Genomic DNA, 15,571 nt, shown 5'->3' with positions numbered 1-15,571 from the left:
ACCCGGAGCAGTCAGCCGATGTGCAGCGCCACGATCCGCCAGGCGGTGCCACTTGTGCCGGGGCCGGGCCGGGGCACCGACTCGATGCGGCAGGCCAGGGCGTGCGTGCGCCGTCCCCGGCGGTAGGTGCCGAACGCCTCCACCGCGGTGGTCGGTTCGCCCGAGCCGACCGGTTGCACGCGGACCCGCTGCAACGTTGCCGGCTCCGCCCGACCTGCCGACGTCGGGGAACGCGCCGCGGTCACGGTGTCGGCCAGTCCTGCGGCCAGCAGCGGGAGCAGATGAGTCGACGGCCGGCGCCCGTCCACGACCTCCAGGACGCGGCGCAGGGCGGCATCGGCGAATGCCGCAGCGGACTGCAACCGGGGCGGTAGCGGGTTACGGAGGTACCTGTCGGGCCGCGGTCGCCTGGCATGCCCCGCGCGGGGTCGCCCGGATGCCGGGGTAAGGGGTGCGGGCGTGGGCCGGTGTGGCACCGTTGCGCGTGCGGGCGGTTCGTAGTCGATGACCGGCGCTACGGTCGGGCTCAGGTGTGGTGAGGGTTCGGTGGGCACGGCAGCTCTCCAATGACGGTCATGGGCGACGGTCCTGCAGGAGAGTGGCAGGCGTGTGCGGCGATCATTGCACAGTCGCGGGCGCGGCGTATCCGCCTGCGCGACGGCGCAGCGGCGGGCTACCGTGAGCGGCAGTGTTTTTCTCCGATCCGGGGCTGCATCAGCGCCGGCCCGGATCGAGTCAGCAGGGAGGGCAAGCCACGATGGTGAACCGGCTGTCGGCGTCGGAGGCGTCGTTCTACCGGTTGGAGAACACGACGACGCCGATGTATGTGCAGTCGCTGTTCATCCTGCGCAACCCTCGGGGCGGGCTGAGCTACGACAAGCTGTTGGAGACCGTCGAGCAGCGGCTGCCGCAGATCCCGCGCTACCGCCAAAAGATCCGCCAGGTCACGATGGGCCTGGCGCGCCCGGTGTGGGTGGACGACCACGAGTTCGACATCACCTATCACGTGCGTCATCTGGCGGTCCCTTCCCCGGGCAGTGATCGGCAGCTGCATGAACTGGTCGCCCGGTTGAGTCAACAGTCGTTGGACCGGGCACGACCGCTGTGGGCGGTCTATCTGATCGAGGGGTTGGCCGACAACCGCATCGCCATCTACATCAAGTCGCACCAGGCCCTGGTCAACGGCATGGCGGCACCCGCCATGGGGCACGTTCTGGTCGATCGGTCGCAACGCCCACCGCCGTTCGATGAAGACATCTGGGTGCCCCGTGATGAGCCCGGGGCCGTCGAATTGGTGCTCGGCGCGGTGGGGGACTGGGTCGCTGCTCCCCGGACCCAGCTGCAGGCGGTCGGATCGACCATCGGCAGTCCGCTGACGTGGGTGGGCCGCAAGGCGTTCGATGCGGCGCGGACCATCGCGCGCGGTACCGCACCGCAGAGCCCATTGAACACCGAGGTGTCCCAGAATCGGCTGTTCACCGTGGCGCATGGGGCACTGGAGGACTATCGAACGGTGCGGGCCCGTTACGACTGTGCCATCAATGATGTCGTGCTGGCCGTGATCACCGGCGCGATGCGGAACTGGCTGCTGTCGCGCGGCGAGCCGGTCGGGCCGACCCGGACCGTGCGGGCGCTGGCCCCGTTGTCGGTGTACCCGGACCACGAATTGGACTCCGCTGCCCAGCCGATCGGTGCCGTCACCCCTTTCCTGGTGGATCTTCCTGTCGGAGAGCCGAATCCGGTGGTCCGACTCTCGCAGATCGCCTACGCCACGGAATCACATCCCACCTCGACCGGGCTGGTGGACGCCCGCACGATTTTGACGGTGGCGGGCTTTGCTCCACCGACCCTGCACGCCATGGGCGTGCGGGCGGCGACCGCGTTCGCGGGCTTCTCCGGGCGAGTGTTCAACCTGCTGATCACCAATGCGCCGGGTGCTCAGCGGCAGCTTTACGTCTGTGGAGCGAAACTGCTTGAGACCTACAGTGTGCCGCCGCTGCTGCCCAACAAGGCACTGGCCATCGGGGTGACGTCATACAACGGCACGCTCTACTTCGGCGTCAATGCCGACCGCAAAGCCATGAGTGACGTAGGAATGGTCTCGGCACTGTTGGATGAGGCGCTGGCCGAACTACTGGAGGCAGCACAGTGAGCGACAACGAGTTCGAAGCCGCCACGCGGCGCCTCGCCGACGATGTGTACGAGAAGGAACTCCTGCGCCTGCAAAGCGAATTCGTGAAACTTCAGGAGTGGGTCCGAGCCACCGGCACCCGGGTGGTGGTGATCTTCGAAGGCCGCGACGCCGCAGGCAAGGGTGGCGTGATCAAGCGGATCACCGAATACCTGAGCCCACGCACGGTGCGTATCGCCGCCCTTCCGGCCCCCACCGAACGTGAGCGAGGCCAGTGGTACTTCCAGCGGTACGTCGAACATCTGCCCGCCAGCGGCGAGATCACGCTCTTCGACCGGTCCTGGTACAACCGGGCCGGGGTGGAAAAGGTGATGGGCTTTTGCACCCCGGAGGAGCACGCGCAATTCCTCAAGCAGGCACCGGTTTTCGAGCAACTATTGATCGACGACGGAATTCTGTTGCGCAAGTATTGGTTCTCGGTTTCGCAGGCCGAGCAGTTGCGCCGATTCCGCAAGCGGCGCAACGATCCTCTGCGGCAGTGGAAACTGTCACCGATGGACATCGAGGCGTTGCGCCGCTGGGAGGACTATTCGCGGGCGCGCGACGAGATGATGGAACGCACCGATACGGCGGCCAGTCCCTGGTATCTGGTCGAGTCGGAAGTCAAGAAGCACGCGCGACTGAACATGATGGCGCACCTGCTGGATTCGATTCCCTATCGGGAGGTGGAGCGCCGGCGCGTGAGCTTGCCCAAGAAGCCCGTGGTCACCGGGCTCTACGAGCGTCCCGATCGCAGCCTCTATCGCTACGTCGATGACTACGCCGCCACGCTGCTCGGCGACGCGTGACCCACTGGCTCTCGCGGCTTCGCCGGTCTCCCGACCGCGCGGACTAAGGTCTGGCGCATGCGGGTTTATATCCCGGCGACACTGGCCATGCTGGCCCAACTGGTCGCCGACGGTTCATTGCGTCCGGTCAGCGGGACGGCGTTTGCGGTGACTCCCACACTGCGCGAGTCCTATGCCCACGGCGACGATGACGAGCTGGGCGAAGTCGCACTCGGGGAGGCGGCGCTGGCCTCGCTGCGGTTGCTCGCGGGAGCGGACCCCGCTTCGAGCGATGAGAACCTGCCGACTCGCCGTGCGGTGTTGGTGGCCGAGGTCGACGGGGCTACCGTCCGGCCGGACCTGGATGCCGCGGTGGTTCGGCTGGCGGGGCCGGTGGCGATCACGGATGTGGTCGCGGCCTATGTGGACAACGGTGCGGCCGAACCGGCGGTGCGGGCCGCCCTGGCGGTGATCGACGACGCCGATCTGGGGGACGAGGACGCCGAGCTGACGGTCGGTGATGCCCAAGACCATGACTTGGCCTGGTACGCGACTCAAGAGCTGCCGTTCCTGCTTGACCTGCTGTGATGCCGCCTGGGTAAGGTTACGGTACCGTAGGTTTGTCAACCTTCGGTAGTGGGCGGGGAAGTTTTCGTGAGCAAGAAGCATTCGGCGATCGTCGCGCAGATCGGTGATACCAGGCGGCCGACTGCAGTGGGGTCCGATCGCCATCCCGGCTGGAATGCTGTGCGTCGTTTCGCAACACAGATCACCACTCCGCTTCTGCCCGACGACTATCTGCGGCTGGCCAACCCGTTGTGGTCGGCGCGGGAACTGCGCGGCAAGGTGGTGGCGGTTCGGCGTGAGACCGAGGATTCGGCGACGCTGACCATCAAGCCCGGCTGGGGTTTTCACTTCGACTACCGGGCCGGCCAGTACATCGGCATCGGTCTGCGAGTCGACGGGCGGTGGCGCTGGCGGTCCTATTCGCTGACATCTGCGCCGCTGCGCGGTGCGCGCACCATCTCGATCACCGTCAAGGCGATGCCGGAGGGATTTCTGTCCAGCCATCTGGTGGACGGCGTCTCGCCGGGGACCGTGGTGCGGCTGGCTGCCCCGCAGGGCGAATTCGTCTTACCTGAACCGCCCCCGGCTGCGCTGCTGTTCGTGACCGCGGGATCCGGGATCACCCCGATCATGGCCATGCTGCGCTCACTGGCCCGCCGAAACGCCATCTCCGATGTGGTTCACCTGCATTCGGCGCCCACGGCGGCCGACGCGCTGTTCGCCGATGAGCTCGCCGCCTTGGCCCGTGAGCACCCTGGCTACCGGCTGCTGTTGCGTACCACTCGTGACCAGGGCCGCCTCGAGCTGAGCGGGCCCGAGGTACTCGACGGCGAGGTACCTGATTGGCGTGTGCGGCAGACGTGGGCGTGTGGACCGGCGGCGTTGTTGGCCGACGCTGAGCGTGTCTGGGCTGCCGCCGGCATCGCCGACCAGCTGCACGTGGAGCGATTCGCCGTGGCCCGCACGGCGGTGGCGGAGGGTGGTGGCACGGTCACCTTTGCCGCGAGCGGCAAGAGTGTGGCGGCGGATGCCGCAACGACGCTGCTCGAGGCCGGCGAGAACGCCGGTGTCTCGATGCCCTTCGGATGCCGCATGGGTATCTGCCAGTCGTGCGTGGTGATGCTGGTCGCCGGACAGGTGCGCGATCTGCGCACCGGTGTCGATCACGAGCCGGGCACGCGTGTGCAGACGTGCGTCAGCGCCGCGGCCGGCGATTGCGAACTAGACGCCTGACCATTACCCGCTAGTAACCTACGGAGTCGTAGGTTACGATAGCGTAGGTGCATAGCGTACGTATGGACGATACGCGTTCACGAAAGGCGGTCTGATGGCGGTAACCGACGTCGAGGTGTTCGCACACCTCACTGACGCCGATGTGGCGAACCTCGCCGCGGAACTGGATGCCATCCGCCGGGACATCGAAGCCGACCGCGGAGAGCGCGACGCCCGGTACATCCATCGCACCATCGCCGCCCAGCGGGCGCTCGAAGTGACCGGCCGGCTGCTGTTGGCGGCGGGCAATCGGCGCTGGGCACGCTGGGCCGGCACCGCGACTCTGGGCGTGGCCAAGATCGTGGAGAACATGGAGATCGGCCACAACGTCATGCACGGCCAGTGGGATTGGATGAACGATCCCGAGATCCATTCCACCGGCTGGGAATGGGACATGGCCGGCTACGCCAAGCACTGGCGCTTCACCCACAACTTCGCGCACCACAAGTACACCAACATCCTCGGCATGGACGACGATGTCGGTTACGGCCTGCTGCGCGTCACTCGCGATACGCCCTGGAAGCGTTTCAACCTGTTCAATCTGTTCTACAACGCCATGTTGGCAATCGGATTCGAGTGGGGAGTCGGGTTGCAGCACTTGGAACTCGGCAAGATCTTCAAGGGGCGCAGTGACCGTCAGGAGAGCCTGATACGGCTCCGCGAATTCGGCGGCAAAGCCGGCCGCCAGGTGCTCAAGGACTATGTCGCCTTTCCGGCCCTGACGTCGTTGTCACCCGGGGCTACGTTCGCCTCTACCCTCAAGGCCAACGCGATCGCCAATGTGATTCGCAACCTGTGGGCCAACGCGATCATCTTCTGCGGTCACTTCCCAGACGGCGCAGAGAAATTCACCAAGACCGACATGGTGGGCGAGTCGCAGGGGCAGTGGTATCTACGGCAGCTGCTGGGCAGCGCCAACATCGATGCCGGGCAGCCTATGCGGTTTATGAGTGGCAGCCTGTCGCACCAGATCGAACACCACCTGTTCCCCGATCTGCCCAGCAATCGTTACCCCGAGATCGCGGCGCGGGTGCGCGAGGTGTGTGAACGCTACGACCTGCCCTACACCTCGGGGCCATTTCTGGTGCAGTACGCCAAGACGTGGCGCACGATCGCCAAACTCTCCTTGCCGGATCGCTTCCTGCGCGATACGGCCGACGATGCGCCCGAGACCCGCAGCGAGAAGATGTTCGCCGAGCTGGGGCCGGGTTTCAGTCGGGTCGACCCGGTGACCGGCCGCCGTCGGGGTCTCAAGACGGCTATCTCGGCGGTCCGCGGATGGCGTCGCGACAAGCGGATGAATCAGGCTGCCTGATCCCTGAGCGGCCGGGGTCCTCCGCTTATCCCAGAAATGGCTATGCCGCGCCAGAGCGGATCATGGCGCGGCATATGCGAGGGAAACGTACCGGTCTCAGGCCGGGGGCAATCCCCGGGTCAGCCTCCAGCGGGTGGACGGCCGACCATCATCGGCCGGAACCCGTAGCGGGGGGTGCCAAAGGCGCCGAACCCGCCGCGACCGCCACCACCGGCGCCGGCCATCGGCATCCCGCCGAGGGCGCTGTGGCCGGCTTCGCCCGCGGCGGCCCCAGCGGAACCGACATAGCTGGCCAGCTGGACCGGGGCGGAGTGAACGGCCGCCGCAGGCAGGGCGGCTGCCCAGGTCTGCGGCACCGAAAGCGGGCCGACCAGCGAGGCGTGCCCGATGGTGCCCGCGATTCCGGCACCCAGACTCTTGGCGGCGCCTTCGGCTGCCTTGGCGGCACCCTCGGCGACCTTCTCGACAGCCTTGGTGGCGGGGAGAAGCGAATGCGAGAGGCCGTCGATGTCTTTGAAGGCCGTACTGAACAGACGGATCGGGGACACCATCCGGATGAACGCGTCGAACGGGCTGGACGCGCTCAGCGTTGCTGACCCGGTCAGGCCCCGCATCAAGTCGCCGTACAGTCCGTTGAAGGTGATGGTCGATCCATTCCAGGTGATCGGGTTCAGCAGATCTTCGAGCAGGCTCGTGGCACCCGGGCCCGCGAGGGCGCCCAGTTGGTTGGGCAGCGAGGAGATCAGCGACGCCAGCGTGTCGGCATCGGTCGCGGTCGCTGATCCCACGGCGGCGGCAACGGCGGCCTCCTGGGCTGCCACTCCGGCCGGGTTGACGGTCGGCGCCGGCGCGCTGAACGGCGTGAGCTGCGAGGCGGCCGCCGACTGTCCGGCATAGCCGTACATGGTGACGGCGTCCTGGATCCACATCTCGCCGTAGGCGGCTTCGGTGGCCGCGATCGCCGGGGTGTTCTGCCCCAAGACGTTTGTCGCCATCAACGACATCAGCGTCTCGCGGTTGGCCTCGACCACCGCGGGCGGAACCGTCGCGGCGAACGCCGCATCGTGGGCGGCGGCCGCAGCGCCTGCCTGCGCGGCGATCTGCTCGGCCTGCGCGGCCGCCCGGTTGAGCCACTCCAGGTGCGGCTCGAACGACTTCGCCATCGCCGCCGCAGCCGGACCTTGCCATTCCGCGGTCAGGTCAGTCAGAACGGCGGTGTAACTGGCTGCGGTGGCGTAGATCTCGGCGCCGAGGGTTTCCCAGGCGCGGGAGGCTGCCCACAGGGGCGCCGAGCCGGCGCCGGAGTACATCAGGGCTGAGTTGATCTCAGGCGGCAACGTGCCGAAGTCCATGGCGTCGGTCCTAGCTCACGGACACCGCAGCCGCGTTGGCGGCTTCGGTGGCGTCGTAGGTACCAGCGCTGATGCTCAACACCGTTTCCAGCATCTGCCGCAGGGCCGTGGCCCGGGCGCTGACCTGCTGGTAGAGGTCGGCGTGCGCGGCGAAGGCGGTGGCAGTCATCACGGACACCATGTCAGCGCCTGCAGGGGTTATCTGGGTCGTGGGGGCAGCGGCTGCTGCGTTTCCCGCCGCCATGTCCGAGGTTATGGCCTGCAGCTCGCGGGCACTGGCAGCCAGAACCTCTGGCTGCGCGATAACGGTTGACACGTCTAACTCCTCCTTGCCTGCAAGGGGTTACAGGCATTTGCTAGGACCTCTCTCCAGGACACTGCCAGCGTAGGTAGCGAACCCCGGGTCGGGAAAGCTGCGCACGATCTGTTCACCGGTACGGAGTCAATGTTCATCGGCGGGTCTAAGTCGTAAATTCGAGGACGCCTGATGTTCACTTTGGCCCCCAGCCGTTCACCGTCTGGCGCCCGCCGTCACGGCGTCTCGGTGGCCGATTTGGCCATGCCGGAGCGGCGGGGGAACCGGGGGTCAGCTCTCGCGCAGCACCGCAAGGAGTCGCCGTGCGGCTTCGACTCGGCCTTGCGCAGCACCGGTCAGCGTGTCCAGTGCGCATTCGGGATCTGCGGGCGGGCCCAGGTGGCCACAGCCGCGTGGACAGTCCCCGATGGCCTCGGCAAGGTCGGAGAATGCCAGCAGGACATCGTCGGGGGCGATGTGGGCCAGGCCGAACGAGCGGATCCCCGGGGTGTCGATCACCCACCCCGATCCCGCCAGCCGCAATGCGACCGACTGCGTGGAGGTGTGCCGTCCCCGGCCGATGTCGGTGACCCGTCCTACGGCGCGGTCAGCTTCGGGGACAAGGCGATTCACCAACGTTGATTTGCCGACGCCGGAGTGGCCCAGTAGGACGGTGACCTGGGACTCCAGCAGGGGCGCGACCGCATCGAGGGGGTCGTTACGGCCTGCGGTGACCACCGTGAGGTCCAGGTCTGCGAACTGGCCGGCGAACTGGTCCGGATCCGCCAGATCGGTCTTGGTCAGGCACAGGATCGGTGCCAGGCCCCCGGCGTAGGCGGCGATCAGTGCGCGCTCGACCAAGCCGGTGCGCGGTGGAGGATCGGCGAGCGCGACCACGATGAGCAGCTGGTCGGCATTGGCGACCACGACGCGCTCGGTGGGATCGGTGTCGTCGGCGGTGCGCCGCAACACCGTTCGTCGCGGTCTGCGGCGAACGATCCTGGCCAGGGTGTCGGGCCGGCCGGACAGGTCGCCGACCACGTCGACCCGGTCTCCGACCACGATCGGGGTGCGACCCAGCTCGCGGGCGCGCATCGCGGTTACTTGGAGATCGGCCGCGCCGTCGGAGCTGTCCAACACACATCCCCAGCGTCCGCGGTCGACGCTGACCACCATGGCCGATTGGGCGTCGGTGTGCTCGGGTCGGATTTTGGTGCGCGGCCGCGAGCCACGCCCGGAGCGGACTTTGACGTCGGATTCGTCATAGTCCTCCGGTTTCAAGCGTCGGCCCCCGCGTCGGCCAGCATGTCGGTCCACATTCGGGGGAACGCCGGCAGTGTCTTGGCGGTGGTCTCGATATCGTCGACCTCCACGCCGGGAACGCGCAGGCCGATGATCGCACCGGCGGTGGCCATCCGGTGGTCGGCGTAGGAGTGCCACGTCCCGCCGTGCAGCGAGGTTGCGGTGATCACCAGGCCATCAGGGGTCTCCACGGCATCGCCCCCCAGTCGACTGATCTCGGTGGTCAGGGCCGCCAATCGGTCGGTCTCGTGCCCGCGCAGGTGCGCGATGCCGCTGAGCCGAGACACCGAACCCGGCGTCGCCAGTGCGGCCAGAGCGGCCACCGTCGGGGTGAGCTCGCCGACGGCCTGCAGATCCACGTCGAATCCGCCGTAGCTGCTGGGACCCTGGACCTGAAGGTGGGCAGCGGTCTGGGTGATCCGGGCGCCGGTGGCGCCGATGACTTCGATGATGTCTTCGCTGGGCTGCACGCCGACGGCTGGCCACCCGGCTATCCGAACGCGTCCTCCGGTGACCACCGCGGCCGCCAGGAAGGGGGTGGCGTTGGACAGGTCCGGTTCGATCTCCCAGTCGCGTGCCGTCGCCGTCGCCGGGCTGACCCGCCATCGGTTCGGGGAGCTGTCATCAACCTCGATTCCGGCCTGGCGGAGCATCGCGACCGTCATCGCGATATGCGGGGCGGACGGCAGGCTGTCCCCGGTGTGCACCACGGTCAACCCCTCGTCGAACGCCGCGGCGGCCAGCAGCAGACCGGAGACGAACTGCGACGACGCCGAGGCGTCGATAGCCACGGTGCCGCCGCGGACGGAGCCGGTGCCGCGGATTCCGAACGGGAGTCCCTCGCCGTCCACCGCGATGCCCAGGTGGCGCATGGCCTCCAGCAGGGGCTCTATCGGACGTGCCCGGGCCTGCTCATCTCCGTCGAACGTCACCGTCGCCTCGCCCAACGCGGCCAACGGCGGGACGAATCGCAGCACGGTGCCCGCCAGGCCGCAGTTCAGCCGGATGTTCGGTTCGGGGTCGATGCTGCCGCTGACGGTGACGTGATGGGCCACCGCCTCGACTCGCAGGCCCAGGGCGCGCAGTGCGTCGAGCATCAGGTCGGTGTCGCGGCTGCGTAGCGCGCCGGAGAGCGTGGAGACGCCACTGCCGCCGGCTGCGGCCAATGCGGCCAGCACCAGCGCCCGGTTGGTCTGCGACTTCGAGCCGGGCACGGCCACCGTTGCATCGATGGGAGCGGTGGGTGTCGGGGCCGGCCAGGTTGTCACGGTCTCATCCTGCCAGCGTGCGGTCCCGGAGCTGGTACCGGCGGTTCAGCGAGCCTCGACGAAGGAGAGGTGAAGGGTTCTTTGCCGGCTGGCTGCCTGGTATCACCCCACTGTTCACCCAGGGTCACTACTGTCTGCGGCATGGCTCTGGCGGCGGGCTCGATTTTCGCTGAGTACACCATCTTGAAGTTGTTGGGTGCTGGCGGCATGGGTGAGGTTTACCTTGCCCAGCATCCCCGGCTGCCTCGCCGCGAGGCGCTGAAGATTCTGCGCCGTTCGTTGAGCGCCGACGACGACTATGAGGAGCGGTTTAGGCGCGAGGCCGAAGCTGCCGCGGTGCTGGTGCACCCCAATATCGTGCGCGTGCATGACCGTGGTGAGTACCGCGGCCGGCTGTGGCTCTCGATGGACTACATCGAAGGCGAGACGCTGGGGGAGCTGATCACCCGCAAGTACCCGGCCGGGATGCCGGCCCACGTCGTCATTCCGATCGTCCAGAGCATTGCCGAAGCATTGGATTACGCCCACGACCATGGTGTGGTGCACCGCGACGTCAAACCCAGCAACATCTTGGTGACCGAGGACGGCGACGAGGTCCTGACCGCCGTGCTGGCTGACTTTGGCATCGCCCGGCAAATGGGTGGACCCAGTGGTCTGACCGCGAGCAACCTGGCCATCGGCACCATCGCCTATGCCGCGCCCGAACAGCTGATGGGCGCCGAAGGTCTGGAACGTGCCGACCAGTACGCCTTGGCTGCCGCGACATTCCAGATGCTGACCGGAACGCCCCCGTATCACCATGAGAATCCGGTGACGGTGATCAGTCATCACCTCAACACCCCGCCGCCTCTGCTGAGCGAGCGGCGGCCCGAGCTAGAGCCGTTCGATGACGTGCTCGCCGCGGCGCTGGCTAAAGACCCCGCCGAACGGTTCCGGGACTGCTCGGATTTCGTTGCGGCACTGGCCGAACAGCTTGCTCATCCAGCCTCAGCCGATGACTCGGACTCCGCCAAGACGATGGCGCGAGGCATTGCCCGCGCTGCCGTGCCACGCCCGCCGAGCAGGTTGTCGAAATTGGCCCGACCTGCGGTCCTGGTCCCCCTGGGCCTGGCAGTGGTGGGATCGGTGGCGGCCCTGGTGCCGCGCCTGCTGGCCGAAGAGCCGGTCGAGACGGCAGCGGTCGCCGCGGGGGCAGCGCCGGCGGCAGCCGTGGCGCCACCGCCCAAGGCGCCTGCGTTCGACGGGACGTTCCGGGTCGACGCGAACCGGGCGGGGGAGAAGTACAACGGCGTGCCCAATCCCGAGCCTCCCAACGTCAGTACCTGGTGGGCGGTCAAGTCATCCTGCGACGCCGACCCCTGCACGGCGTCGGCCATGATGCTGGACGCCAAGGACCACCACAAGACCGTCAAGACGGCCTCGGGCGGCAACGAACTGGTCCTCGAATTCACCGGTACCGAGTGGCGTTCGCGCCCGCAGACCTTGCAGGCTCCGTGCGTCGGTGTCGACGGGCGGCAGGGCAGTCAGACCACCACACAGGTGCTGACACTGGAGCCGACTATCCCCGGTGTTCTGCACGGGGCGATGTTGGCCACCGTGGAGAGCAACGAGTGTGGCCAGCGAGGCGCCCAGATCTGGGTTCCGGTGGTGGCCAGTCGATTCGGCGATGTTCTTGCCGAGCTGAATCCGACTGCCGACACCGCCAAGCCGGCCAAGCCGGCCTGATCGGAGCCGCGCGGTACAACCCCCGAGAATGGGGGGCCGGTCGCGGGCGGCGCCAGAGCTCGGGGTGTAGGCGTCGCAGCTGCGCGCGCAGAATGCGCACACGCCCCAGGTCCACGCTGCCTCTATGTTATTTTTCAAGAAAATTATGGGTTCTCAACAGCTTTGGCGCGGTTGAGTGCACCGCCGGAAGCCCGCCTCGTCGGGCCGGGTGAAGGAGCATCAGGGGCATGCAACACATTCGCCGCGTACGCTCGGCCACGGCTGTGGTTCTGGTTGGCGCCTGCTCGATGGTTGCCACGCCCGCGATGTCGGGGATCAGCCCATTGGGTGTGGTGCAGCGTGCCTATACCGCTACGGCGGCGCCCTCCCTCGGTGGCGGCACAGCGTTCATCATCGGCGGCAGCGGGCTGGCCACCCCTGGCCCGACCTACGTCGATGCCGCCGTGTCGATGTACCTTGAGCCGCTCGGTTTCACCGGCACCACGCAGGTGCTGACCATGCCCCAACAGCTTTACCCGTTCCTGGGCCCGTTCGGCGGGACGCTTGATGACTCGGTCGCGCAGGGGCAGCAGGTTCTTTACGAGGCCATCATGGCTCAGTACCAGAACGGCGATCTGAGCGCGGAAAACCCCGCCGTGGTGTTCGGCTGGTCGCAGGGCGCCATCATCGAGTCGATGGTGCAATACCAGCTCGCGGATGCCGGTGTACCAAGCGATTACGTGCATTTCGTGATGATCGGTGACGTCAGTGCGCCCAACGGAGGCATGCTCTCGCGCTTCAACCTGCCCGAGCTGGGGCCGGTGAGTCTGCCGAGCCTGGGGCTGACCTTCAGTGGAGCGGGGCCGTCTGACCTGTACCCGAGCGCGGTCTACAACCGGGAATACGATGGCTTCGCCGACTTCCCGCAATACCCGATCAACTTCTTGTCGGTGCTCAATGCGATCTTCGGCATCGCGTTCCAGCACACCACGTATCTGGGACTGACGGACGACCAGATCGCCGATGCGATCTTGCTCCCGACCGCATCGGCGGACTCACTGACCGACTACTACATGATTCCGGCCGAAGGGTTGCCGCTGCTGTACCCGCTGTTGTTCTTCGGCAGTGGTGGGCAGGCGTTCTACGACCTGCTGGAACCGGTGATGCGCATCCTGGTGAACCTGGGCTATGGAAGCATCGAGCACGGGTGGAGCCAGGGCCCCGCCGATGTCGCCACGCCCTTGGGCTTTCTGCCGGACTCGGCCACCTTGGCGGCCCTCATGCAAGAGCTTCCGCAGGCCCTGAGCGACGCCTGGCAGCAAGGGGTCTCCGACTTCTTCGGCGAGATTCTCCAGCCGACCAGCACGCCGCCAGCATTCTTCGCCGAGATGGAGGGATTCATCAACGCCATCTCGGACAGCGAGACGGCGCAGTTCTTCTCCTACTTCCCCACGCTCGAGGATCTTTTCGGCGACTTCCCGCCCCATACCGGCATTCCGTTCGTGGATGTCGGCACCGCGCTGCTGTTCAATCTGCCCCAGGTGAATTACGAGGTCTTCACCGCCGAGCTGGCCGACGGTGATCTCCTGGAGGCTCTCGGCACCACCTTGGCGCTCAACATGGGCATCCTGCCCTTGGCTCTGCTGGGTGCCGTGATCTGATCTGGCCGCCCAGCAGCACTTACCCCGCGCTGGGAGGCTTGTTCATCACCCGGTGGCGGTAGCCGTATCGGGGAACAAAACGAAACCCGGTGGGCCCGTTGTTGGCTGCCGCGCTGGCACCGGGAAGTCCCGCCAGACCGGCCAGCCCTGCCATCTGGCCGCGGGGCATCATGCCGGCCTCGGCGGCCGCCATTCGGCTCGAAACCAGCGTCGCGGCGGCCTGATTGGCCGAGTAGTGGGCCTCAGTCGCGGCGATGGCGGGGGTGTTCTGGCCGAAGAAGTTGGTGGCGACCAACGTCAACAGCTGGGCCCGGTTTGCCAGGACCGCCTGGGGCGGCACCGTCATCGCGAACGCGGCTTCGAAGGCGGCCGCGGCGGCTTTGGCCTGCACGGCAGCCTGCTCGGCCTGCGCGGCGGTCACTTTGAACCAGGTGGTGAAGGGTAAGGCCGCCGCGACCATGGCGGTGGCCGACGGCCCCCGCCACGGACCGGTGGTCAGGTCGGCGATCGTCATGTCCACCGCAGCCGCGGTCATGGTCAACTCCTGGGACAGCACATCCCAGGCACCTGCTGCTGCCAAGATCGGCCCGGAGCCCGCTCCCGCGTACATGCGTGCGGAATTGATCTCCGGAGGCAGCGCCCCGTAGTCGATCATCGTCGTCTCGGTGCTATCCGCCGAAGGGGCGTCGAGGCATCACGGTCAGCGCGGTTCCGTAGCGGGGTCCACCGAACCCCCGGAAGCCCGCGCCGGCGGCGCCGGCGGCCGGGATCCCCGGCATGCCCGGCATGCCCGTCGGCGGTGCGATCGGAGCCCCACCAAGAATGCCACTGGCGGACGGGAGTGCCGCCGCTGCTGCCGGCCCCACCGGGACCCAGGAGCCGCCAGAGACCGGGCCGATCGTGGACGCCGCGGCCAGGGGCGGCACCCAGCTCGCCGGAACCGAGAGGCCGCCGATCGCGCCGGCGGCACCCGAGGCCGCGCTCGCTGCTCCGGCGGCTGCTCCACTGGCCGCAGAGGCCGCGGCTGGAGCCGCTTTCGCGGCTTCTTTCGCGCCGTCGGCGAACAGCTTCTGCACCCCGAGTACACCGCTGACACCACGCCAGACGGCGCAGATGTTGTTGGACTGCAGGTTCGAGTTCGTCACCACCTGGCTCAGCAGCTGGTTGGACAGGTTGTAGTTCGGGTCGGCGAGGAGGTCATCGGCGCCATAAGGAGTGCCGTCGGCCGCCTTGGGCCACAGCGAGTTCAGCAGGTCCTGCAACGTGTTCGACGCCGTGGGCGTTTGGGTTGCCGTAGCGCTGCCGGCCGCCGCCGCGACCGCATTGGTATTCGCGGCGTCGCCGGTGGGGTTGGTCGGGTTGGGGGGCGAGGTGAACTCGGTCAGCTGGGTCGCGGCGGCGGACTGGGCGTGGTAGCCGTACATCGCCAGCGTGTCCTGTGCCCACATCTCGCTGTGTTCGGTCTCGGTGGCCGCGATCGACGGGGTGTTCTGCCCGAGGATGTTGGTGGCCACCAACTCGTGCAGGAGCTCACGGTTCGCGGTGACCGCGACCGGCGGAACGGTCTGGGCGTGCGCCGTCTCGTAGGCCGCTGCAGCGGTGCGGCTCTGCGCGGCGGCCTGCTCGGCCTGCGCCGCGGTGAGCTCCATCCAGTTCACATACGGCGCCGCCGCGGTCGCCATCGACGCCGAAGCCGCCCCGAGCCATTCCTCGGAAGTCAGGCGGGTGATGACTGCACGGTATTCGGCTGCAGCGGATTTCAGCTCCGCGGCCAGCGCACTCCACGCCGATGCGGCCACGACCAGAGGCTCCGAGCCAGGGCCGGAGTAGATCATGGTGGAGGTCACCTCAGGAGGCAACGACAAGTAATCCATCTT

At 67.5% G+C, this 15,571-nt stretch carries 14 protein-coding genes; 7 read left to right on the top strand and 7 right to left on the bottom strand.

Annotated elements, in window-relative coordinates; all coding sequences use genetic code 11:
- Window positions 1–11: 11 nt before the first annotated feature.
- Window positions 12–362 (bottom strand): Rv3235 family protein, encoded by a 351-nt coding sequence (locus BST15_RS22470; protein ID WP_052751378.1) that lies wholly within the window; start codon window positions 360–362, stop codon window positions 12–14.
- Window positions 363–757: 395 nt separating this feature from the next.
- Between BST15_RS22470 and BST15_RS00735 the strand changes: the two genes are divergently transcribed.
- The 5 genes from BST15_RS00735 to BST15_RS00715 all read left to right on the top strand — a co-directional run bounded on the left by BST15_RS00735 (window position 758) and on the right by BST15_RS00715 (window position 6,112).
- Window positions 758–2,152, top strand: coding sequence for a WS/DGAT/MGAT family O-acyltransferase (locus tag BST15_RS00735; protein WP_046189133.1), 1,395 nt, complete (start codon window positions 758–760; stop codon window positions 2,150–2,152).
- Window positions 2,149–2,979, top strand: coding sequence for a polyphosphate kinase 2 (ppk2, locus tag BST15_RS00730; RefSeq protein WP_046189134.1), 831 nt, complete (start codon window positions 2,149–2,151; stop codon window positions 2,977–2,979). Before BST15_RS00735 ends, ppk2 begins: the two co-directional genes overlap by 4 nt.
- Window positions 2,980–3,036: 57 nt before the next feature.
- A complete protein-coding gene (locus tag BST15_RS00725; RefSeq protein WP_046189135.1) occupies window positions 3,037–3,546 on the top strand; it encodes a DUF6912 family protein in 510 nt (169 codons plus the stop codon).
- Between the two features lie 66 nt (window positions 3,547–3,612).
- Window positions 3,613–4,758, top strand: a complete 1,146-nt coding sequence (locus tag BST15_RS00720; RefSeq protein WP_046189161.1) for a ferredoxin reductase — start codon at window positions 3,613–3,615, stop codon at window positions 4,756–4,758.
- A gap of 94 nt (window positions 4,759–4,852) precedes the next feature.
- Window positions 4,853–6,112 carry a fatty acid desaturase family protein gene (locus BST15_RS00715; RefSeq protein ID WP_046189136.1) on the top strand — a complete coding sequence of 420 codons (1,260 nt, stop codon included), beginning with the start codon at window positions 4,853–4,855 and terminating at the stop codon, window positions 6,110–6,112.
- A 119-nt stretch (window positions 6,113–6,231) separates the two neighbouring features.
- On the opposite strand, the gene BST15_RS00710 is transcribed toward BST15_RS00715, so the two are convergent.
- From BST15_RS00710 to aroA, 4 genes are all read right to left on the bottom strand, one after another.
- Window positions 6,232–7,464 carry a PPE family protein gene (locus BST15_RS00710; RefSeq protein ID WP_046189137.1) on the bottom strand — a complete coding sequence of 411 codons (1,233 nt, stop codon included), beginning with the start codon at window positions 7,462–7,464 and terminating at the stop codon, window positions 6,232–6,234.
- A 10-nt stretch (window positions 7,465–7,474) separates the two neighbouring features.
- A complete protein-coding gene (locus BST15_RS00705) occupies window positions 7,475–7,780 on the bottom strand; it encodes a PE family protein (RefSeq protein WP_046189138.1) in 306 nt (101 codons plus the stop codon).
- A 270-nt stretch (window positions 7,781–8,050) separates the two neighbouring features.
- Complete coding sequence (rsgA, locus tag BST15_RS00700; RefSeq protein ID WP_046189139.1) at window positions 8,051–9,040, bottom strand: ribosome small subunit-dependent GTPase A; 990 nt, start codon at window positions 9,038–9,040, stop codon at window positions 8,051–8,053.
- On the bottom strand, window positions 9,037–10,329 hold the full coding sequence (gene aroA, locus BST15_RS00695; RefSeq protein ID WP_046189140.1) for a 3-phosphoshikimate 1-carboxyvinyltransferase: 1,293 nt from the start codon (window positions 10,327–10,329) through the stop codon (window positions 9,037–9,039). The genes rsgA and aroA overlap by 4 nt, the downstream gene beginning before the upstream one ends.
- Window positions 10,330–10,470: 141 nt before the next feature.
- Here aroA and BST15_RS00690 point away from each other — a divergent pair, with 141 nt between their 5' ends.
- Both BST15_RS00690 and BST15_RS00685 read left to right on the top strand, forming a co-directional pair.
- Window positions 10,471–12,054: a serine/threonine-protein kinase gene (locus tag BST15_RS00690; protein WP_046189141.1), complete on the top strand. Its 1,584-nt coding sequence runs from the start codon at window positions 10,471–10,473 to the stop codon at window positions 12,052–12,054.
- Window positions 12,055–12,281: 227 nt separating this feature from the next.
- Window positions 12,282–13,694, top strand: coding sequence for a PE-PPE domain-containing protein (locus BST15_RS00685; RefSeq protein ID WP_046189142.1), 1,413 nt, complete (start codon window positions 12,282–12,284; stop codon window positions 13,692–13,694).
- A gap of 19 nt (window positions 13,695–13,713) precedes the next feature.
- On the opposite strand, the gene BST15_RS00680 is transcribed toward BST15_RS00685, so the two are convergent.
- Both BST15_RS00680 and BST15_RS00675 read right to left on the bottom strand, forming a co-directional pair.
- The gene (locus BST15_RS00680; protein WP_052751380.1) at window positions 13,714–14,349 is read right to left on the bottom strand and encodes a PPE family protein; all 636 of its coding nucleotides are present in this window, start codon (window positions 14,347–14,349) and stop codon (window positions 13,714–13,716) included.
- Window positions 14,350–14,362: 13 nt separating this feature from the next.
- The gene (locus BST15_RS00675) at window positions 14,363–15,568 is read right to left on the bottom strand and encodes a PPE family protein (RefSeq protein ID WP_046189143.1); all 1,206 of its coding nucleotides are present in this window, start codon (window positions 15,566–15,568) and stop codon (window positions 14,363–14,365) included.
- Window positions 15,569–15,571: the final 3 nt, after the last annotated feature.

Source organism: Mycolicibacter arupensis (assembly GCF_002086515.1).
Taxonomy (GTDB): Bacteria; Actinomycetota; Actinomycetes; order Mycobacteriales; family Mycobacteriaceae; genus Mycobacterium; species Mycobacterium arupense.
This window is presented reverse-complemented; position numbering and strand designations above follow the sequence as displayed.

Coding starts and splice junctions, on each gene's coding strand:
- BST15_RS00690 (WP_046189141.1), top strand. CDS start 10,471: ATGGCTCTGGCGGCGGGCTCGATTTTCGCTGAGTACACCATCTTGAAG.
- BST15_RS00675 (WP_046189143.1), bottom strand. CDS start 15,568: ATGGATTACTTGTCGTTGCCTCCTGAGGTGACCTCCACCATGATCTAC.
- BST15_RS00680 (WP_052751380.1), bottom strand. CDS start 14,349: ATGATCGACTACGGGGCGCTGCCTCCGGAGATCAATTCCGCACGCATG.
- BST15_RS00685 (WP_046189142.1), top strand. CDS start 12,282: ATGCAACACATTCGCCGCGTACGCTCGGCCACGGCTGTGGTTCTGGTT.
- BST15_RS00715 (WP_046189136.1), top strand. CDS start 4,853: ATGGCGGTAACCGACGTCGAGGTGTTCGCACACCTCACTGACGCCGAT.
- BST15_RS00725 (WP_046189135.1), top strand. CDS start 3,037: ATGCGGGTTTATATCCCGGCGACACTGGCCATGCTGGCCCAACTGGTC.
- BST15_RS00710 (WP_046189137.1), bottom strand. CDS start 7,464: ATGGACTTCGGCACGTTGCCGCCTGAGATCAACTCAGCCCTGATGTAC.
- BST15_RS00735 (WP_046189133.1), top strand. CDS start 758: ATGGTGAACCGGCTGTCGGCGTCGGAGGCGTCGTTCTACCGGTTGGAG.